This is a genomic window from Pseudomonadota bacterium, from assembly GCA_013285445.1.
Lineage (GTDB): Bacteria > Pseudomonadota > Gammaproteobacteria > Xanthomonadales > Wenzhouxiangellaceae > Wenzhouxiangella.
In genome coordinates, this window is record CP053448.1 from 395726 (window position 1) to 415798 (window position 20073).

Here is a 20073-nt window from a genome sequence, read left to right on the forward strand (position 1 = left end):
GGCTGGTACTGGCGCCATTGGGGTGCCGGGCTGTACGCCTAATCCAGGGAGTGTCGCCATGAAAATCCAGAAGAGTCTGATTGCCTCGGCCTTGGCCGCAGCGTTCTGTCTGCCGGCTGTGGCCGATGACCACGAAACGGTTGATGACTACATGATTTCCATCATGGATCTCAGTATTCAGCACGGCCACGGCATGGCGTTCCGTGAAGCCATGTCGGCCTACATGGAATGCTATGCCGACAATGATGGCGCCAATCAATGGTCGGCCTGGGGTGCTGTCGACGGCGAACCCAACCGGATGATGCTGGTCTCCCGCATGGACATGTGGGCCGAGATGGACTCGGATGATCCTGGCGACGAAGCCTGCTGGCCGGAACACGGCGCGGAACTGACTTCACACATTGCATCGGCGAACCGCCGGTTCTGGAAAAAAATGTCCGACTGGAGCGGTGAAGCCGACGACTATACCGTCGTGCGCTTGCACAACTTCAGGGTCGAAGACGGCGACGCTTTTCGCGAGGTGGTCGGCGAAATCACAGGGATGCTGAAGGAAGCCGAATACGAGCACATGGGCACCTGGTACGGTGCGGTTGGTACCCAGCGCTGGGGAGCGGACTATTTCGTCGTCGACCATTTCGAGAACTTTGCTGCGCTGGACGAGGATCGCAAGGGCGTCAACGGCGTGATGCTCGATGCGCTGGGCGAAGATGGCGCCGAGGAAATGTGGGATCGCTTTGGCGACACGCTGTCGGAAATGGAGCCGTACTGGACCCTCACGCTTCGCCGCATCGATTCGCTGAGCTACACGCCGGGCGACGACTGACCCCGAACCGGTGGTTGCACGCGTGCTCCGCGCGCCGATCATTCAAACGGCCCGGCGTGTCCGGGCCGTTGTTCAGAGGCTCCCGATGGGCCGCCGCACAAGCGCCGTGGGCGGCGTTGCACTCGCTTGAATTGGCGATGGCCAGTCCTGCGCTCGCGCGCCTTGCCCACAACGCTTGTGCGACGGCTGAGTGTTACCTAATTAGCCGCATGGCCCACTAGCCTTGACGCACGGCTTTTTCGTAGAGCCCGGGGAATCGCATGCCAGGATCGTAGCGGCGCTTGAGTGATTCGTAGCTTTCGCGATCATATTCCTGCCAGAAGCGCCGCTCATCGTAGGTGCTGCGGGAATAGAGACTCTTTTTCCCGCCGTGTTTGGCCACCAAGTTCTCGACGAGCGCGTTGTAATGTCCGTCGGGCTGGCTTGAGCGAACCAGCTCCCAGAAGCCGAAGTTGATACAGGTCGTGCCAGTGTTCAGCTTGAACAGGGAAAAGCGCCCGTCGGGCACGGTGAAGGGGCAGATCCAGACCGGGCGGATGCCGATGTGTTTGTCGAAGTCGGACAGGAAGGCCGCGGCGCTGGCGATCGGGATATCAACGTCCTGGATGACCGATTCGGTGCGCGGGCGCAGGTATTGCAGCAGACTCAGCGGCCAGCGGTGGCTGGCGCGCATGATCTTCTGATAGGTGATGCTGTTGAGTCGCTCCCGGCCCATGATCCATCGCAGCGGTCCGAAATTCATGCCGAGGTTCTTGCTGCACCAGAACCAGTCGGTATCCCAGCGCCAGAGATAGTCGTGGACCGTGAGATGATCCCGGTCCCTTTCACGCAGGCTTTTCCAGTACTGCTTCATCCAGGTGTAGTCGCTCGGCTCGGTGCCTGCCGGCAGCGATTCAATCAGGTGCGCACGGGTCAGTATGAATACGCCTGGCGCGAAGTACACGCCATCCAGATAGTCGCAGTTCGGGCGCCTGCATTCCTGCTCGATGGCGGCAAACAGCGCTTCCGGATCGGTGAAGGCGAGATGTTCAAGGCGTACGTACGGCTTGACAGGAATCAGCCCGACGCGCAGCCGCATGGCATAGCCCAGGCTGCCGAAACTGTTGGGGAAACCGAAGAACAGCTCAGGATGCTGTTCCGGCGAGCAGGTCAGCACACGGCCATCGGCCACCAGCACGTCCATTTCGCGGATGGTGTGGTGCACCAGGCCGTAGCGAAAGGCGCTCGATTCAATACCCAGCCCGGTCATGGCGCCGCCCACGGTGATGCTTTTCAGTTCCGGCACGATGGCCGGCGCCAGACCGTGCGGCAGGGCAGCGTCGACCAGGCCGGCGTAAGGGGTCATGCCCTCGACATCGGCGACTCGCGCGTCCGGGTCGATGGCGATGACATGTTCGAGCGATGCCACATCGAGTTCGACGCGCCGGGCCGGCTCCCGTGCGCGGAACAGGTTGCTGGTAGCCTTTTTCAGACGAACCGGGCCGTCGGAATCGGTCAGCGTTTCAGCCAGCGCGTCGACGCGCGCGCGGTGTGCGGTCCAGTCGGCGTTGCTCATGGTCTCAGCGCACCGGCACGTAGCGTGCTATATCGCCGCGGCTGAGCACCATCTGCCATAGGTTAAGTGCGCGCGCGCGAAAGGCGCCGGCTGAACAGTTGAGGTAGTAGCGCCACATCCTGCAGAAGCGTTCGTCAAGACCTTCACGCACCGACAGCGTCGGCCAGGCCGCCAGGAAATTCTTCTCCCAGGCCATCAGCGTGCGGTCGTAGTCGGGGCCGAAGTTGTGCCAGTCCTCGAGCACGAACAGGCCTTCCCTGGCCTGCGCAAGCTGCGCCTCGGAGGGAATCACGCCGCCGGGGAAGATGTACTTGCTGATCCAGGGGTCCGCCGCCTGGCGGCTCCTGTTACCGCCTATGGTATGGACCAGCGCCAGACCGCCAGCCCTCAGGCGCGCTTTCACGATCTCGAAAAAGCCGCGGTAGTTTAGCGGGCCGACATGCTCCATGAGCCCGACGCTGACAACGCGGTCGAATCGCTCGGACAGATTCGCCGCTTCCCGGTAGTCCTCCAGACGAACGTCGACGGGCAGGCCCTCGCACAGTCGGCGTGCATACTCGACCTGGCGGCGGCTGATGTTGTAGCTGACCACCCTGCAGCCGTGCTCTGCGGCCAGATACCGCGCCAGCTCGCCAAACCCGCCGCCGAGTTCGAGCACCTGCGTACCCGGCTCGAGATGCAGTTTGCCGGCCACCAGCGCCATCTTGTTGTGCTGGGCCCGGTCAAGCGTTTCGGCCTGCTGACCGTCGGCGCCGTAGTAGGCGCAGGTGTACTGCATGGTCGGTCCGAGCATGGCCTCGTAGAGCCGGACGGGCAAGTCGTAGTGCTGGTCGGCGACCCGGCGCGAGCGGCGGGGGTTCTGCCGGTTGATCAGCCGGCCAGGCAGGAGCCTGAACAACGTCGACGGGGCGCGCATCTTGCGGTCGAGCCGGGCGCGCTGAATGCGGACGAAGAACTGGTCGAGTCGTTTCGCATCCCACCAGCCATCCACATAGGACTCGCCGGCGCCGAGCGAGCCGTCAGCCAGCACGCGCCTGAACAAGCGCTCGTCGTGGACCTGCAGATCCCAGGGCCGCTCGCCGTCGACCTCGATATCGGCGGCCCTGAGCAACTGTGCGATGGTGTCTTTAGCCACCATGACCTGCTCCTGAGGCGATGTCTCAGAGACTAGCCACCCGCACGGCCCGGGGTCAAGCCCCTGAATACGCCTGCCCGCGCCGCCTGGCCAGCTCGACACGGGCCCGTTCCTGGCCCTTGCATTCGTGCCTTTGGGGCACACGCCTCAGGGTCTCGCAATGAGGATTCATCCTTTTCCTAGTGGTCCTTCAACCTGATAATTTAGGGTTCAGTTGGTCTGTCAGCGTTCAGGGCAAGGCGCGGCTCGCAGTGAATGGCCATAGCCCTTTACAAGAGCCGGAACGCAGCCATGGACGCTGACAGGCCAACCCTTCGGGCGCTCCTGTAGCGCTCCGCTGCTGCGTTCCGCCGCTTGGCAAGGGCTACGGCCATTCCCTGCGCGGCGCGCCTTGCAGTGGAGCGCTACAGGAACGCTGAACCCTAAACTATCAGGTTGAAGGACCACTAGTATCATGAGCCGCATGGGACTGTTTGTTGTCATTGGCGGTCTGGTCGGGTTGTTCGCGGGCGGGGTCAGTGGCTTGTTCGCGGGTGCCGCGGTCGGGTACGGCATCGGCGTGTTGATGCTGCGGGTGTTGTTGCCGCATGGCCGGGGCGTCATCGAGAAGCAGTTCCTGGTGTCGACTTTTGCGGTCATGGGGGCGCTGTGCAAGGCCGACGGTCGCGTCTCCCGGGACGAAATCCGCGTCGCCGAGCATTTCTTCGGGCAGCTCGGCTTGTCGCCGGACCAGCGCAAGGTAGCCCGGGCTGCATTCAATCGCGGCAAGGCGCCTGGTTTCGACCTTGCAGCGGAGATCGAGCGCCTGCGCAGCGTCGTTCGCAGCAATCCGGCACTTCTTCAGCTGTTCCTGCAGATCCAGTTCTCCGCAATCGCCGCCGACGGCCTGCTGCACGATGCAGAACGTCGCCTGCTGCGCCGGGTGGCGCGACTCCTGGGGCTTGCCGAGGCAGATGTCAATCGCCTGGAAGCGATGCTGAGCGGGGCGGCGGGAGCGGCACCGGGGCAGGATGCCGGCGGTCACGCCCCATCCTCGCTGGATGATGCCTACGCAACCCTGGGCGTGAAACCGTCGGCGAGTGATGCCGAGGTCAAGAAGGCCTACCGCCGCCTGATGAGCCGATACCACCCCGACAAGCTGGCCAGCCAGGGTCTGCCCGACGGCATGCGCAAGATGGCGAAAGAGCGCGTGCGCCAGGTGCGCGGCGCCTACGACCGGATCAAGCAGGCCCGGCAGGGCCGAGAGGCCGCTTGACGGGTTGTATTGACCCGGCAGCCAAATGCATGAATTGCCGGGTCAATGCGCGGCCGGCAGCATCGGACTGATCGGGATGGCCCGACTCGACGGCGACATTGGGCGTAGCCTCGGCTACCAGCCGGACACGCGGCTGGCGACCGACCAGGTACCTGCTCTCGCGGCTGGCCAATGGCGGTTCATTGCCTTGGACGGTCCGCTCGTCGACGTTCAGCGGCGGCAGTGCCCCGACCGCGCAGGTTGGTCGTTCCGTGATCGACGTAGACGGTGATCATGCGCCCTGTCCGGTCAGCCGCTCGATGTCACCATTGCTGCCTGCATTTCGTTTACCGAAAAAGAGCCCATTGAAGTTTCCATGATCGAAGATTCAGAGGCGTTCGAGCATGCGCAGTCTAATCGGCGCGAAGTCATTGCAACTCTTGGTCCCCCTCGCGGCACTGGCCTGCTGGGCAATCCCCGCCAATGCGGGCCCGATCCCGGCCACCGTCAGTGGCACGATCACCGAGGCCGGAATCGGCACGGCCATCAGCGGCGTCACGGTTGTCGCCTTCAACATTGACCAAAACCAGGTCGTCGACGAGGCGCTGGCCGATTCCGCGGGCGCCTACAGCCTCAGCATACCGGTCGATTCGGGCAGCACGCGCACCGTGCTGATCGAGGCCGCCGGACCTGATCACGCGCCCGCGCGCTATGGCGCCATCGCTACGCCGGACTGTTTCTTCGGCTGTTACCACGGTAGCGCAGGCGGCGAGAAGGTCCTCGCTCCCGGTGACAGCCTGAGCGGCATCGATCTGGCGCTGACAGCCGGCGGCCGCATTGCCGGGACCATTACCGAGGCCGGCTCGGGTGATCCGCTGCCGGGAGCGACGATTGAGCCGTTGGCGCTGAACGCCTATGCCTATTCGGTTCATTTTCACGGCATAAGCGATGCTGCTGGCGCCTACGAGATCCCGCTGGCCCTGGCTCCGGGCAACTGGCATGTCCACGCCATACCTGACAGCAGCGCCGGCAACTGGGTCATCGAGGCCTGGAACGACCGGCTCTGCCAGCATCGCCGCTGCCCCATTCTCGATACCGATACGGTCGGCGTCGCCGCCGGTGGCGTGACGACCGGAATCGATTTCGATCTGCAGCCTGGCGCCACCATTTCCGGCACGCTGACGGCCGATCCGGTCAACCGGATCGTCCGGCTCTGGGATGCCGCCGGGCTAATGCTCGATCAGCGCGTGCTGCTGTCCGCGTCGGATACCGGCTGGGCATTCCCGGGCCTGGCCGGCGGCAGCTATTTCGTCGAACTCGGACCGGTCACCTCACTCAGCCCCCATGTGCGGCAATTGCACAACGGCCTGCCCTGCCCGTTCGGCGGCTGCGCACGGGCCCGGGGCAGCGCGCTTACAGTGGCACCCGGTGCCACGCTGAACGCTGGCAGCTTTTCGCTGACGCTCGGCGGCCAGATCGAAGGCACGATCGTCGATGACGCTACCGGTACCGTGCCGGTGGCGGCCGGCGGCGGCCAGCAGATCTACGACATCATCGACGCCTCCGGCCAGGTCATCGGCGGCGGCCCAATCATCGAGGATTCCGGCGCCATCGTCATCCGCCCGTCCTCCGGCCTGCCGCCGGGTGACTACTACCTGCGCACCTGGAACGAGTGGTTGGGGCGCGGCATCGGTCAGGACAATTTCGGCGGCGAATTCCATCTGCCCGGCTACAGTGACGCCCTCGCGCCGGATCAACCCTGCAGCGGCGTCATCTGCAATCTCGGCGCCGTCACGCCGATTTCCGTGACGGCCGGGGCAACGTCGTCAGTGACGGTGCGGCTGCAGACCGGCAGGTTGATTTCCGGCAGCGTGGTCGTTGACGCCACCAGCGATCCGATCGAGCATGCCATCGTCAAACTGTTCGATGCCTCGGGCCGGTATGTGACCGGCGCACTGACCGACGGTGCCGGCGAATTCGAGCTGGGCGTCTTTCCGTCCGGTAACTACCGCTTGCGCACGCCGTGTCGGCCCAGCTCGGGCCGGGACATTTCGGCTTCAGTCATGCCTATTTCGACCGCGTTTACGGCGCGGCCGGTCACTGCTCCGAGGCCCTGTGCGATCTGTCCGCCGGCAGCCTGATCAGTCTCGACGGCAGCGCCGACGCCGGTCCGTTCGAACTGCGTGTGACCGCCGGTCCGGTCATCCGCGGCCGCATGGCCCACTAGCGGCGATTTCGTGGGTCGCTACCGGGTCAACCCCAACACCGGGCGCTTCCAGACCACCGCACTGCCGGCCGGTACCTACACTCTGGCACCAGAAGTCTCGCCGGTGTTCGTGCCGGTCGCGCTCACCAGCTCACGCCGCGCACGCGCACCGGAGGCGGTCGGCGACACGGATTCCGATGTCGGCACACTGCGCCGGGCAGACGGTCGCACCGACGGCAGCGAAGTGACGATTGCCGATAGCGATGTTGATGTCGAGCTTGGCGTCATCGATGGCGGCTTCGACCGCATCTTCGGCGACGATTTCGACCAACCGGAATCCTGACAGCCCGGTTTGCGGTTGCCACAGCCGATCAGGGCGATCGGCCAGCCCAGCGTTTCGGCAATGTATGCCTGGGTGTAGTAGCCAAGAAAGATCAGCAACAGCAGGACCGCTACGGTCAGCAAAGACGCCCGCCGGTTACCGCGCTCAATTGCATCCGTTCGAACGCAACGGCGATCAACGGCAGATCCAGGGTAGGGGACTGACTGACCAGTGCGTACAAGCCGCCGGCCAGACACGATTAGGCCGGGACCATCCGGTCATCCAGTGAGCCCAACGGCCATCACAGGGTCATTGGAGGCATCGGCCTGAGCCGGGCGAAACTCGAGAACGTCATTGAGGGGGTTCCTGGTTATGTAACCTGATCAGCAGGCTGCCGCTGAACCCCTTTCTGTTCGACAGGGCAATGCGGTAGCCGCCGTCGACGGCTTCGGCCTCGCTGCCGCGCTTCTCGCCCCATTCCTCGTCGGTATGGTTGCAGCGCACGCGCCAGCCGTCGTTGCCCTGGGTGGCGCGAATGCACAGCGTGTCGCGATAGAGGTGTTCGCCCGGGATGGTCCGGTCGAAAAACAGAAAACCGTCGATTTCGTATTCGGTGGCGCTGACGGTCAGCTCGACGGTAAACACCAGGGTGCTGCCGCGCACGATGCGCCCGGTGTCGAGAAAGACCGAGAACAGGTAGGGCCAGCGCGGTTCGTCGAGCCCGGCCCGGTCGGGTTGCATCATCTCGTCGTATCTTCGCAGCACGGCCGAGTAGTTTGTCTTGCGTCGCTCGGTCAGGTAGTAGCTGTTGTCGTCTCCTTCGGCCGGGCGCGGAGCGACACTGGCCTCGAACCAGTAAGAGGCGCGCACCTGCCTGCCGGCGCCCATGGCGCGCTGCACCGATGGTGGCAGGGGGAGGCGGTCAAGCTCGAGGATGGCGTCGGCGCGCACGTCGCCGAACAGGAACCGCGTGAGATTCTGGTAGCCCTCTTCGGAGTTGACGATGCCGAACGGACCGCTGTGGGCCCGGTGAACGTAGGCGCGCGGTGCATGACGGACCGCCGCGTGGGTGATCCGGACCAGGCCGTCGCTCATCTCTCCGGCGCCCTTCGCCGACAGCCCGAAGGCGACATCGTAGTCGCGATGGTTGGTTCCGATCAGGCAGAAGAAGCGGTTCGGGTCGAAGTGGCCGTCCAGCGTCGCGACGTTGTCGTGCCGGCCGAGACTCAGATCCTCGGCCATGTTGCGGCGGTTGAAGTTGTTGATGTCCCAGATGCCGAGAAAACGGGGCACGTTGAAGCCGGCCATTTCGATGCCGTTGTGCGGCGTGGCGTAGGTGAACACCTTGTCGACGCAGCCGGCTTCGGCGCTGTCGCGCAGCGCTTCATTCTGCAGCAACGTGCGACAGATCAGTCCGCCCATCGAGTGCGCGACCAGATGAACCCGAAACTCGCGGCGGGCACCCGCGTCGTTGCCGCAGATCGCCTGACGTGCATCGGCAATCAGCTGGCGCAGGCTGTGGGCGGCTTCGAGAATCGACGGGCGCCGGCCGCTGCCGAAATCATGATCCGCCTCGTCGTAATAGCGGTGGATGAAAACGGTTCGGGCCGGCAGGTTATCCTGGCGCAGCTGACCCTGAAGATAGGCATCCTGGTAGTGGTGGTCTTTCATCAGACGGATCAGTGGCGACTCGAAATAGTGTCGCCGGACCTCGCCGGTCCACAGCTGGCGCGCCTTTGTTGCGCCGAGATTGAAACCCATGTACGGAGTGGCTGCGGTCGATTCGATTTCGTTCCGGGTCATCGCAAAGCCGCGCACGTAGATGATCGGATAGTAGGGTGGTTTGAAGGTGGCCATGGCGTTCAGTCTCCTCCCGCGGTGCTGTCTGATCACCGCATCTCGTTGACCCCTTGCCCAAGCGGCACACGCACGCTTGCCTTGCCGGCTGATCCGCTCGCGGCAATCGGCGGATGATCGGCACAGCGAAGCCAGTGCACCGCACACCGATACTGCCACGAGCGACTGCAAACTCCCAGCGCAAATGCACATCTGATTGCGCCTGCGGCGGATCCGGAGCCCTTGTCGCTGCGCCCCGGAAAAGAGTTGTGCGGATCGATAGCGATATGGAAGGCCCTGGGTGACTTGCAGTGCAGGCCCTGTTCACAGCCCGCTTGCATGAGCGCTCCAGAAACGGCCCGCGACGTTGCCGGAAGATGCCGGCCCGGCTTGACCATGGCCGGGTTGTTGGGCGCATAATGGCGACGGCGGACGGAGGTGGTCCGACCGCACCGACTTATTGCAATAGGTGACAACATGGCTGGCAAGTTCGAAATCTACAAAGACAAGGCCGGTGAATTCCGCTTTCGGCTCAAGGCCTCCAACGGCCAGAATATTCTCGGCAGTGAGGGTTACGCCAAGAAGGCAAGCTGCATGAACGGGGTCGAATCGGTCAGGAAGAACTCGCAGAATCCGAAGCGTTTCGAAATCAACAAGACGCCGACCGGCAAGTGGACATTCAGGCTGCTGGCCGCCAACGGTCAGACCATCGGCACCAGCCAGACCTATGCTTCGGAGTCGGGCTGCCGCAGCGGCACCGGGAGCGTGGCCCGGTCTTCGGCAGAGGCCACCGTCGACGATCAGACCTGATTGCGGCTGTCGTCAGGCGGACCCGCCAAAGGACGGCCCGGCAGTCCGGGCCAGACATTGGATCGAGCATGGGCATCGGGCGGCAAGGCCTGCTGACAGTGGTGCTGTTGCTGGCCGTCTGGACGGCGCGTGCCGATGAATGCCGGCCGCCGGGCGTCGCGCTGGCTTTGGGTTCAGGCGGCGCTGCGGGCCTGGCCCACATCGCCGTCCTGGGCGTGTTCGACGAGCTCGGGATTCGTCCCGAGGCGATCGCCGGAACGAGTATCGGCGCCATCATGGGGGCGCTGTATGCGGCGGGTCTGAGCGCCGATGAAATCGAGCAGGTTTTTCGGGATTTCGGTGGATCAGCGCTCGATCCGCTATCCGGGCTGATCGGCGACAACGGGCCGCCGGGCCTGAGCGACCTGGTCGAGATCGATCTGGCAAACGGCAGCTTTATCGACTCGGATCGCTTCATCGATTTCATTGCCTCACGCATGGAGGCGCGCAGCTTCGATCAGCTGCGCCTGCCGCTCTACCTGGTCGCCACCGACTTCTGGACCGGTCAAAGCCATGTCTTCGAAGAGGGCGATCTGCTCAGGGCGGTCCAGGCCAGCATGGCCGTGCCGGGCCTGTTCGCGCCGGTCAAGCTGGACGACAAGCTGCTGATTGACGGCGGTACGTCGAACCCGCTGCCGGTCGACCTGCTCGAAGGCCATGACCTGGTCGTTGCCATCGACGTGACCGGTGCCCGGCAGCGCGAGACCGAAGGTCGACCCGATGTGACTGATCTGCTGTTTTCCAGCTTCGAAATCATGCAGCAGTCCATTCTGCGCGGCAGCCTGCAAAGGCACTCGGTCGACATTTACATCAAGCCCGAGCTGACCGGCATCCGCATGCTGCATTTCGATCGCGTCGATGCCATTCTCGAACAGGCGAGGCCGGCGGCCGGGGAATTGCGAAAGCAGCTGCAGGCCCTGATCGACTGCGACTGAGCGGCCGCCGCTCAGTCGTCATTGTCCGGTGGCCCGATTTTGTCTTGCGTGCGCAGCTCGAAGTCGCTGGGGTCGTGGCGTTCGTGCAGCTGCGTCTCGGGCCTGCCGAAGGTGCGGTTGACCATCCGGCCGCGCCGCACCGCCGGGCGCTCATCGATCGTTCGGGCCCAGCGCATCAGGTTCTCGTATTGATGGGTCTGCAGGAACTCAGCGGCATCATAGACGCGCCCGAGCGCGAGCTGTCCGTACCACGGCCAGATGACGATGTCGGCGATGGTGTAGTCGTCGCCGGCGATGTAGTCACGTTCGGCAAGCTGACGATCGAGCACGTCCAGCTGACGCTTGGTTTCCATGGTGTAGCGGTCAATGGCGTACCTGATCTTGACCGGCGCGTAGTTGTAGAAGTGACCGAAGCCCCCGCCCAGGTACGGGGTCGCGCCCATCTGCCAGAACACCCAATTGAGGCATTCGGTGCGCCGGTGACGGTCGCTCGGCAGCAGCGTGCTGAACTTTTCGGCCAGGTAGAGCACGATGGCGCCCGATTCGAACACGCGCAGGGACGGTGTCACGCTGAGATCGACCAGCGCCGGGATCTTGGAGTTCGGGTTGGCCCTGACAAAACCCGAGGAAAACTGCTCGCCTTCGCCGATATTGATCAGCCAGGCATCGTATTCGGCCGCCTCGATGCCCCGCTCGAGCAGCTCCTCGAACATGATGGCCGCCTTCACCCCGTTGGGCGTGGCCAGCGAATAGAGCTGATGGGGATGCCCGCCGACCGGCAGATCCTGCTCGTACTGTGCGCCGGCAGTCGGCCGGTTGATGCTGGCGAACTGTCCACTGTTGTCGTCCGGTTCCCAGCGCCAGATTTCAGGCGGGACGTAATCCTGATCGTTCATGGCCGTGATTCCCTGTGATTCGCTGTCCGTTGCACAACACCTGCGGTCGGATGGCCCCGCAGTCAAGCCGGGGGACCGGCAGCAAAGCGCCGGTCGCCAGCGCAGCATTCGCTGTGGAGAAAACCGATCAAGGTCTCCATGGCGTCGAAGTCCAGCCGACAGTACAGGGTCCGGCCGTCGCGCAGCTGGTGAACCAGGCCGACGCCCATCATGCGCGAGAGGTGGTGCGACAGCGTCGAGCCCGGCACCGCCAGCGCCTGCTGGATCTCGCCGACCGCCACGCCGTCTGGGCCGGCGCGCACCAGGCGGCGGAAGATCGCCAGGCGGGTCGGGTGGCCGAGCTCGGCCAGTTGCGCTGCTGCGGTTTCCAGTTCCATCTGCGCTTTCCTCCAGATTGGATTCGATTCTAACTTTGTCGAAATGACTTGACAATTCGATATTACCGGAAATATATTATTTCTACATTTCGAGAATGATGGAAATCAAATGCCGGCAAACAACCCCGCAATCAACGCCGCGGCCGCCAGCGGCCCGGGCCCGCTGCACGAGGCGGCCAGCTTCTTCGTGGTCACCTTCGCCGAACTGGCGGTGCTGTTCGTGCTCATCAGCCTGACCGTGGCCTGGCTGCGCCAGCGCCTGCCGGCCGAACGCATCCAGGCGATGCTGGCCGGGCGCAGCGGCTACCTGGCGGCGGTCGGGCTCGGCGCAGTCACCCCGTTCTGCTCGTGCTCGACCCTGCCGATGCTCACCGGCTTGCTGCAGGCGCGCGCCGCCTTCGGGCCGGCGATGGCCTTCCTGCTCACCTCGCCGCTGCTCAACCCGTACGTGGTGGCGCTGTTCTGGCTGGTGTTCGGCGCCCAGGTCATGCTCATCTATACGCTCGTCGTGCTGGCCACCGCCATCGGCGCGGGCGTGCTGCTCGACCGGCTGGGATTCGAGCGCTACGTGACCCTGCCCGAACCGGCCGCCAGGGGCTGCACGGCGGGCGGCAGGCCGGCCTGGCGCGAACTCGGCGCGGAGGCCCTGGGCCAGCTGCGCCAGTTCCTGCCGCACCTGCTGCTGGGCGTGGCCGTGGGCGCGGTGGTGCACGGCTACGTGCCCGAGTCCCTGGTCGCGCGCCTGGCCGGCGAGCCGGCCTGGTGGCTGGTGCCGGTCGCAGCGCTCAGCGGCGTCCTGCTCTACCTGCGCGCCAGCACCATGATCCCGGTCGCCGCCAGCCTGGTCGCGAAAGGCGCCAGCCTCGGTCCCGTCCTGGCCCTGACGGTGGGCGGCGTCGGCGCCAGCCTGCCGGAGATGATCATGCTCAAGCGCCTGTTTCGCTGGCCGCTGCTGGCCGCGTTCATCGTGGTGGTGCTGGGCACCGCCTGCCTGACCGGCTACGGGCTGATGGCGCTTGACTGGAGCCGGGCATGAGCGCCCCGGCCCGCCAGGGCGACATCGCCGCCGAGCTGGCCGGGGAGGCGCGGCGGCTGGGCCTGGGCCTGGTCGACGCCCGGGGTCAGTTCAGGCCGGTGCCCATCGCGCTGTCACCCTGGCTGCTGGACCGGACGCAGTGGCGAGCGGCCCGGCGAGCCGCGACCCTGCTCGGCCGGCTCGTCCATCGCCTCGCCGCGCGGCCCGGGCTGCTCGCGCCGCCGCCCGCACCGGCCTCCGGCAGCGCGGCCAGCCTGCCGTCGGTGCTCGGCGCCCGGCGCCCGCGGCAGCCGCGCGCCCGTTCCGCGCCCCTGATGCGCCACGACCTGCTGCTCGACACCTCGGGCCAGTGGCGCTGGGTCGAGACCAACGTCACCGCCGCCGGCATGGGGCCGTTCGGCGAGCGCGCCGGCTGGCTGCAGCGGGCCTGGCGCGACCGCTTCGGCGGGCCGGGGCGGCCGGCGCCCAACCCGGCCACGGCGCGCCAGGCCCGCTGCCTGGTCGAGGCCGCGCGCGGCGCCGACCGGCCCGCGCGCCAGGTGCCCCGACCGTTGATCGTGTTCGCCGTCGAGGAAAACGAGGACAATCGCTCCGACCAGAAGCTGCTGCAGGCCGCGGTCGAAGCGGCCGGCGCCACGGTGCTTCGCCTGACCCTGCGCGAACTGGCCGACACCGCCGCAACCCGCGGCCGGCGGCTGTGCCTGCCGGGGGCCGGCTGCGTCGACCTGGTGTATTTCCGCACCGGCTACAACATCGGCGATTTCGCCACGCCCCGGCTGCTCGCGTGGCGCCTGGCGCTGGAGGCGCACGACCTGGCCCTGTGTCCCGGCGTCGACCTGCAGCTGGCCGGCAGCAAATGGCAGCAGATGCAGCTCTACCGCGCCGGCGACGCGCTCTACCGGCGGCTCGGCTTCAGCCGGGCCGAAACCGTTCGCCTGCGCCGCCTGATGGTGCCGCAGCACGCCCTGGCATCGCTGGGCGCGCGCCGGGCCGAACGCCTGATCGAGCGCGGCTGGCTGCTCAAGAGCCAGCGCGAGGGCGGCGGCAGCGTGCTCGCCGGCGAAGACGCGCTGGCGGCCCTGGCCGGCCAGGCGGGCGACAGCATCCTGATGGCGCCGATCGAAGCGCGGATTCTTGAACAACCGGTACCGGTCCTGTCGGGCGAACGGATCGTCACCAGCGGACCCCGTGTGGCCGAACTCGGCCTGTTCACCGCCGGCCCGCCGGCGCGCCCGGCCGGTTATCTCGTTCGCAGCAAGCCCGCCGACCGGCTCGAAGCCGGCATCCACGCCGGCCACGGCATGCTCGACGGCATCACGCTCGCTTTCTGAATGAGGCAGTCGTCCTGGTTGTGCATGACGTCCGGCCCGACCCGAGTGCGCCTGGCGCACTGGCGCTTGCTGGATGGCCGGATACGGCATGGCCGATCCGGGCTGCCTGGCGGTGCTGGATTCAGTCCGTCTGACCGGGGTTTGCGGGCTCGTCCGCTGGCCTCGCCGGGGTTTCGTGAAAATCAATGCCGAGCTTGCGTGCGCGCTCCTTCCAGCGCTCGCGCGCGGCATGGCGCAGATCTTCAACGGTGTCGCTCTCGTCGACGATTTCCATGCCCAGCAAAGTCTCGAGCACATCCTCCATCGTCACGATCCCGGCCATGCCGCCGTATTCATCCACAGCCACGGCAAAATGCTCCTGGCGCGAGAGCAGTTGACTGAACAGGGCCTGCAGGGAAATGAACTCGGGGACGAACAACACCTCGCGTTTAAGCGCATCAATGCGGGTCTCTTCGCGTCCCTCGGCCTTCGCGAGCATGATGTCGGTCCGGAGGACATAGCCGCGAATATCCTCGTCGGAGTCGGCGTAGACGGGGTAGCGTGAGAACGACAGCGCACTGGTGGAATCCATGACTTCGCCGACGGTCCGGTCACAGCGCAGCATGCTTACCGCCACCCGCGGCGTCATGATGTCCTCGACCCGAATGGCGCTGAAACGGATCAGATTGAAAAAAATGTTGGATTCCTCTTCCTGGAACACGCCCTCGCGCTCCCCGGCGCGCGCGAGTACCCGGAATTCCTCGCGACTCACCGTCGGGCTCCGCTCCTTTGGCGCCAGCCATCTCGTGATCAGCTTCGACAGCTGCACCAGGGGCCAGGTCAGATAGATCAGGGCCACGCAGGCAAATGCGGTAAAGCCAGCCAGCTTCCTGGCGTGGGTTGCGCCCAGGGTTTTGGGGATGATCTCAGAGAAAATCAGGATGAGCAGCGTGACAATGGCCGAAGTCAGGCTGAGCCAGGCGCTGCCGAAAACGACCTGGGCCTGCGCGCCGACGCCGGCCGCGCCGAAAGTGTGGGCGATGGTGTTGAGGCTGAGAATCGCCGACAGCGGCTGGTCGATATCGTGCTTGAGCCGGCGCAGTCGCCGGCCGATCGCGGAGCCTCGCTCATTGAGCACTGCGATGTGCGCCGGTGTGAGGCTCAGCAGCGCCGCTTCCAGAATGGAACACAGAAACGAGACGCCGATGGCCAGCAACAGATAGAAAAGCAAAAGCCCCATGATGGCCCTTGAGTAGTTGCAACAGATCAGATTGTACCGTCGCCGGCGCGAGATCCTGGTGAGGGATGCACTGCTGTGGCGCGGTGTGCTGTCAGGTTCCGATCCGGCGGGCACGACAGCGAGACCCAGAGCCATCTCGCCTACAATGGTGGCCTGTTGTGTCGCCTGCGTAAACGCGCTTCAATGTCGCTTGTCTCGATACGAAAACTGGATTTCAGCATTGGCGGGCCCTTGCTGCTCGAGCGGGTCCATCTCGAGCTGGACTCGGGCGAACGCGTTGCCCTGGTCGGGCGCAACGGCGCCGGAAAATCAACGCTGCTCCGACTGATTGGTGGTGAGATTGATCCAGACGACGGCGAGATCGTGGTTGCTGATGGCGTACGGATCGCCACGCTGCCGCAGCACGTGCCTGATGATGCCGCTGGCAGTGTGTTTGACCAGATCGCGCAGGGCCTCGGGGAGGTCGGGCAGCTGCTGGCCCGTTTTCACCGGCTCAGCCAGGGCGCATTCGATGCCGCCGCGATCGCGAATGTTCAAGCCAGGCTTGACGCCGGCGGTGGCTGGGACGTCGACCAGCGGGTCGAACGGGTGCTGGATCATCTTGGCCTGGATGGCACGGCGCGCTTTGATCAGCTGTCTGGCGGCATGAAGCGGCGAGTGCTGCTCGGCCAGGCGCTGGTCCAGCAGCCGGATGTACTGCTGCTCGATGAGCCGACCAACCATCTCGATATTGACTCGATCGAATGGCTGGAGGGCTTTCTTGGCGAGTTTCCAGGCTGCCTGGTTTTCGTCACCCACGACCGGCGCTTTCTTCAGACCCTGGCGACCCGAATCGTCGAGATCGATCGCGGCCGGCTCACATCCTGGCCGGGCGACTGGCAGAACTACCTCAGGCGGGCTGATGAGCGGGCCCATGCCGAGGCGCTGGACAGCGAGCGCTTCGACCGTAAACTGGCCGGGGAGGAAGCCTGGATTCGCCAGGGCATCAAGGCACGGCGCACGCGCAATGAGGGTCGGGTTCGGGCGCTGGAGAAAATGCGCGCCGAGCGGGCACAACGGCGCGAGCGCCAGGGTCGCGTGCAGATGCAGGTGGCCCGGGCCGGCCAGTCCGGTCGCAAGGTCATCGAGGCTGACGGCGTGACCTTCGCCCGGAAGGGTCGGCCCATCGTCCGGGATTTTTCGGCCACCGTGTTCCGGGGGGACCGCATCGGCCTGATCGGCGCCAACGGCAGCGGCAAGTCGACCCTGCTGAAGCTGTTGCTCGGCGAACTCGCGCCGGATGCCGGCACGGTGACCCTCGGTACCAACCTCGAAGTCGCCTACTTCGACCAGCATCGCGCCGTGCTGCGTGACGACTGGAGCGCGGCCGAGAACGTGGCCGATGGCCGCGATTTCGTCGAGATCAACGGCAGCCGCAAGCACATCATCGGCTATCTGCAGGATTTTCTGTTTGCGCCGGAGCGTGCCCGTGCGCCCATCGGAAAGCTGTCTGGCGGCGAGCGCAACCGCCTGCTTCTGGCGCGGCTGTTCGCGCGTCCGTCGAACCTGCTGGTCATGGACGAGCCGACCAATGACCTCGACGCCGAAACCCTTGAGCTGCTCGAGGAACGGGTGGCCGACTACCCCGGCACGCTGCTGCTGGTCAGCCACGACCGGGCCTTCCTTGACAACGTGGTTACCTCGACGCTCGTCATGGAGGGCGGCGGTCGGGTGGGCGAGTATGTCGGCGGGTACAGCGACTGGCTCCGCCAGCGCCGGCCGGCAGGATCATCGCCAGGGACCGCATGCTCGGACAGGCCGGCTGCAGCGAAGCCGAAGGCCAGGTCGAAGCCGGTCAAGCTCAGCTATAAGCTGGCCCGCGAACTCGACCAGCTGCCTGAGCGGGTCGAAGCGCTGGAGGCCCGGCTGGCCGGACTGACCGGACAAATGAACGAGCCTGACTTCTATCGCCAGGATGTCGAGCGGATCACCGCCCACCATGCCGAAGTCGAGACCGTTCAGGCCGAGCTTGACGCGGCCTACGGTCGGTGGGAAGAACTCGAAAACCACTCTGGCTGAGCGTTATCAACGCTCAGCGACAACTGCTCGGCAGATGCTTGTCGGCGATGGTGCTGCTGCTGCATTGCCATCCGGCAAGCTGGCCGTCCTCGATGCGCGGGCTGATCATGAACTTGGCGTTTTCGCCCAGACCCGAATCGCCATCCAGGATGAGAACAAGCCCGGCCGGTTCCGTTTGCCAGACGGCATTGACAACGTCGGGTCCAAAGGCAACAGCCGACACCCACTCGTCGGCCAGTGCCGGTTCCGGTATGCGACCGTGTTCGAACTGGTATGCGGCCATTTGGCGTCGGAATTGTGCCGTGGCGGAAAACGCGGAGCCCAGCTTTGCGCGCATCTGATAGTCCTGGTAGGCAGGAACAGCGACGGCAGCGAGAATGCCGACGGCCGCCACGCCAACCAGGCTGCCGCCACCGGCGTAGAGCAGGTCGCCGGGATGATTCTCGAAGGTCAGCCGGACGCCGAGCTGGCCGTCGGCATAGTCGATGGCAAATCCGACTGTGCCGGCCTCGGGCAGGGCGAGCTCGCGCGCGGTTGGAAAGTCGGCCACATCGATGCGAATATCGAGCATGTCGGCAAGGCTCAGCAGCGAGCTGATGTAGCCGTAATAGTTGCGGCGAGGCGCGCCGTCCACGCCAAGTGCTCCGAACAGGGCGGCACGGTCAGTGGTCATGCCCGCATCGGCCAGCCACTGTCCGACCGCGACATTCCCGGGATGGTCGAGCCGGGCCATGAGCACCTGGGGTACGGCGGCGATCAGAATGCGATCATCCTCGCGCATCCAGAACAGGTGGGTTCCGATGCGCATGAGGCGCCCGAGGACAAACGACAGCGCCGGATTGGCCGCACTCAAGCTGCCCATTTCCTCGTCAAGGCTGATGCCGGGGATCGTGAGATGGTGAATGTCGGTCCCGCCTGCCTGGATGATCGCCTGACGAATTTCGAAGCGCTGTGCCAGGGCGTCCCAGAACGCCGTCCAATGCTCGATGCTGGCGGCATCGTGAACAAGATAGCCGCCGTTGTCGTCGTCGATAAAGATCATTCGGCCGGCGAAGCTGTCGAGCACAGCGTTCAGGTCCAGGCCGATTTCGGCTTCCAGATGAGCGCTGATTTCAGACAGCTCCGTTTCGCTCTCGCCGCCCATGATGGCTGCCAGCTGCTGCAGCCAGTCGCTGTCGGGAACCCTCAGGCCAGCCACGACCCGGGGTTCGCCGCTGCTGTCGATGCCAATCGGTGCCGCTGGCGGAAGCGTCAATTCCCAGGCGCGACCTTGCCGTCCTTCGGCCAGCAACGCCAGACGGGCCTTGCCGTCACTGCTGCCGTAGCCCAGGGCGAGCTGGCGGGTCGCGAACACGCCCAGGGCCTCGAACTGCGCCAGCTGCTGCGGGTCAAGGCCCTGGCGCATGAGCGGGCCGAGCCTGGCCATATCGGCCCAGAGATAAAAGCCGAAGCGCGAGGCGTCAATCTGCTGCTCGTAGACCTGCATTGGCAGTGTGCCGGTGGGCGACTGCCATTGATAGGACGCTTCGAGCCGTTCGGCGCTGGCGCCCATGCCGGTCAGGAAACGCGCCCGACGGGTCGTGGCGTCGAAGTCATAGAAGATCGGAAACATCGTTGCCAGGATCTGGCCGGGTCCGTCACCCTCGGCTGGTTCGAGCAGCTGCAGCAGGGCGGCCTGGCCGGTCAGTTCGGCCAGGGCAGCGTCGAGCTCGGCTACCGTGTCGAAGTCAAAGCGACCCTCGATGACGAGGTCGGCTTCGAGCGGCTGTGGACCGTCGCCGACCAGCGCGAATTCCAGCGGCGAGCGCAGCGACTCCAGCAGCAGGGTCAATAGCGGCGCGAGCTGGCCAAGATCCGCGGCCAGCACTTCGGGCAGGCGGGCCTGGAGTGCGCTGATCGCTTCGCGGTTGGCCGGCGTGTCCAGCCCCGCGCCCAGGGCGCTGGATTTCGGTGCGCTGAACATTCCCCAGATGCCCGGCAGGCGCAGGTAGGCCATGGTATCGGCCGGCAAGGCGTCGATCAGCCGGGCGCGATCGGCCAGGGCGTCGTCCCAGGCCGAAGGCTCGTTCATCGGCCCGGAATCAATTGACCGGGGCCGTTCGCAGCCAATCGTGGCCGCGACAAGGACGACCAGCAAGGTCATCAGAACGGGTTGCAGTCTCATGGTGTCCCTCATGGAATTCCGGGGCGACAGTATAGCGGTGGGTGGGACGGGTCACACAACGCGGCTGCGGCGCAGTCGCCTTCCCGCCAGCCCGCAG

The 20073-nt window shown here is 65.4% G+C and carries 16 protein-coding genes; 9 read left to right on the forward strand and 7 right to left on the reverse strand.

What is annotated here, in order from left to right; genetic code table 11:
* Positions 1 to 58: 58 nt before the first annotated feature.
* Complete coding sequence (locus tag HND55_01920; protein ID QKK01514.1) at positions 59 to 823, forward strand: hypothetical protein; 765 nt, start codon at positions 59 to 61, stop codon at positions 821 to 823.
* Positions 824 to 1040: 217 nt separating this feature from the next.
* On the opposite strand, the gene HND55_01925 is transcribed toward HND55_01920, so the two are convergent.
* Both HND55_01925 and cfa read right to left on the reverse strand, forming a co-directional pair.
* Positions 1041 to 2378, reverse strand: coding sequence for an FAD-binding oxidoreductase (locus HND55_01925; protein QKK01515.1), 1338 nt, complete (start codon positions 2376 to 2378; stop codon positions 1041 to 1043).
* Between the two features lie 4 nt (positions 2379 to 2382).
* The gene (gene cfa, locus HND55_01930) at positions 2383 to 3516 is read right to left on the reverse strand and encodes a cyclopropane fatty acyl phospholipid synthase (GenBank protein QKK01516.1); all 1134 of its coding nucleotides are present in this window, start codon (positions 3514 to 3516) and stop codon (positions 2383 to 2385) included.
* A 460-nt stretch (positions 3517 to 3976) separates the two neighbouring features.
* On the opposite strand from cfa, the gene djlA reads away from it, so the two are divergent.
* The 3 genes from djlA (at position 3977) to HND55_01945 (ending at position 7296) form a co-directional block, all read left to right on the forward strand.
* On the forward strand, positions 3977 to 4768 hold the full coding sequence (gene djlA / locus HND55_01935; GenBank protein QKK03952.1) for a co-chaperone DjlA: 792 nt from the start codon (positions 3977 to 3979) through the stop codon (positions 4766 to 4768).
* 410 nt (positions 4769 to 5178) lie between these two features.
* On the forward strand, positions 5179 to 6888 hold the full coding sequence (locus tag HND55_01940; GenBank protein QKK01517.1) for a carboxypeptidase regulatory-like domain-containing protein: 1710 nt from the start codon (positions 5179 to 5181) through the stop codon (positions 6886 to 6888).
* A 96-nt stretch (positions 6889 to 6984) separates the two neighbouring features.
* Positions 6985 to 7296, forward strand: a complete 312-nt coding sequence (locus HND55_01945; GenBank protein ID QKK01518.1) for a hypothetical protein — start codon at positions 6985 to 6987, stop codon at positions 7294 to 7296.
* Positions 7297 to 7626: 330 nt separating this feature from the next.
* Here HND55_01945 and HND55_01950 read toward each other — a convergent pair whose 3' ends face one another.
* Positions 7627 to 9132 carry a hypothetical protein gene (locus HND55_01950; GenBank protein QKK01519.1) on the reverse strand — a complete coding sequence of 502 codons (1506 nt, stop codon included), beginning with the start codon at positions 9130 to 9132 and terminating at the stop codon, positions 7627 to 7629.
* A gap of 456 nt (positions 9133 to 9588) precedes the next feature.
* Between HND55_01950 and HND55_01955 the strand changes: the two genes are divergently transcribed.
* Together HND55_01955 and HND55_01960 are read left to right on the forward strand one after the other, a co-directional pair.
* Positions 9589 to 9921 carry a YegP family protein gene (locus tag HND55_01955; GenBank protein ID QKK01520.1) on the forward strand — a complete coding sequence of 111 codons (333 nt, stop codon included), beginning with the start codon at positions 9589 to 9591 and terminating at the stop codon, positions 9919 to 9921.
* A gap of 68 nt (positions 9922 to 9989) precedes the next feature.
* Positions 9990 to 10895, forward strand: a complete 906-nt coding sequence (locus tag HND55_01960; GenBank protein ID QKK01521.1) for a patatin-like phospholipase family protein — start codon at positions 9990 to 9992, stop codon at positions 10893 to 10895.
* Positions 10896 to 10906: 11 nt separating this feature from the next.
* On the opposite strand, the gene yghU is transcribed toward HND55_01960, so the two are convergent.
* Together yghU and HND55_01970 are read right to left on the reverse strand one after the other, a co-directional pair.
* The gene (gene yghU / locus HND55_01965) at positions 10907 to 11791 is read right to left on the reverse strand and encodes a glutathione-dependent disulfide-bond oxidoreductase (GenBank protein QKK01522.1); all 885 of its coding nucleotides are present in this window, start codon (positions 11789 to 11791) and stop codon (positions 10907 to 10909) included.
* 62 nt (positions 11792 to 11853) lie between these two features.
* Entirely contained in the window at positions 11854 to 12168 is a 315-nt protein-coding gene (locus HND55_01970; GenBank protein ID QKK01523.1) for a helix-turn-helix transcriptional regulator, read from the reverse strand.
* 109 nt (positions 12169 to 12277) lie between these two features.
* Here HND55_01970 and HND55_01975 point away from each other — a divergent pair, with 109 nt between their 5' ends.
* Together HND55_01975 and HND55_01980 are read left to right on the forward strand one after the other, a co-directional pair.
* Positions 12278 to 13204: a permease gene (locus HND55_01975; protein QKK01524.1), complete on the forward strand. Its 927-nt coding sequence runs from the start codon at positions 12278 to 12280 to the stop codon at positions 13202 to 13204.
* A complete protein-coding gene (locus HND55_01980) occupies positions 13201 to 14535 on the forward strand; it encodes a hypothetical protein (GenBank protein QKK01525.1) in 1335 nt (444 codons plus the stop codon). Before HND55_01975 ends, HND55_01980 begins: the two co-directional genes overlap by 4 nt.
* Positions 14536 to 14656: 121 nt before the next feature.
* Here the strand turns inward: HND55_01980 and HND55_01985 are convergent, their stop codons facing one another.
* Entirely contained in the window at positions 14657 to 15754 is a 1098-nt protein-coding gene (locus tag HND55_01985) for an HlyC/CorC family transporter (protein ID QKK01526.1), read from the reverse strand.
* 183 nt (positions 15755 to 15937) lie between these two features.
* Between HND55_01985 and HND55_01990 the strand changes: the two genes are divergently transcribed.
* On the forward strand, positions 15938 to 17812 hold the full coding sequence (locus HND55_01990; GenBank protein ID QKK01527.1) for an ATP-binding cassette domain-containing protein: 1875 nt from the start codon (positions 15938 to 15940) through the stop codon (positions 17810 to 17812).
* Positions 17813 to 17825: 13 nt separating this feature from the next.
* On the opposite strand, the gene HND55_01995 is transcribed toward HND55_01990, so the two are convergent.
* A complete protein-coding gene (locus tag HND55_01995) occupies positions 17826 to 19976 on the reverse strand; it encodes a pilin (protein QKK01528.1) in 2151 nt (716 codons plus the stop codon).
* Positions 19977 to 20073: the final 97 nt, after the last annotated feature.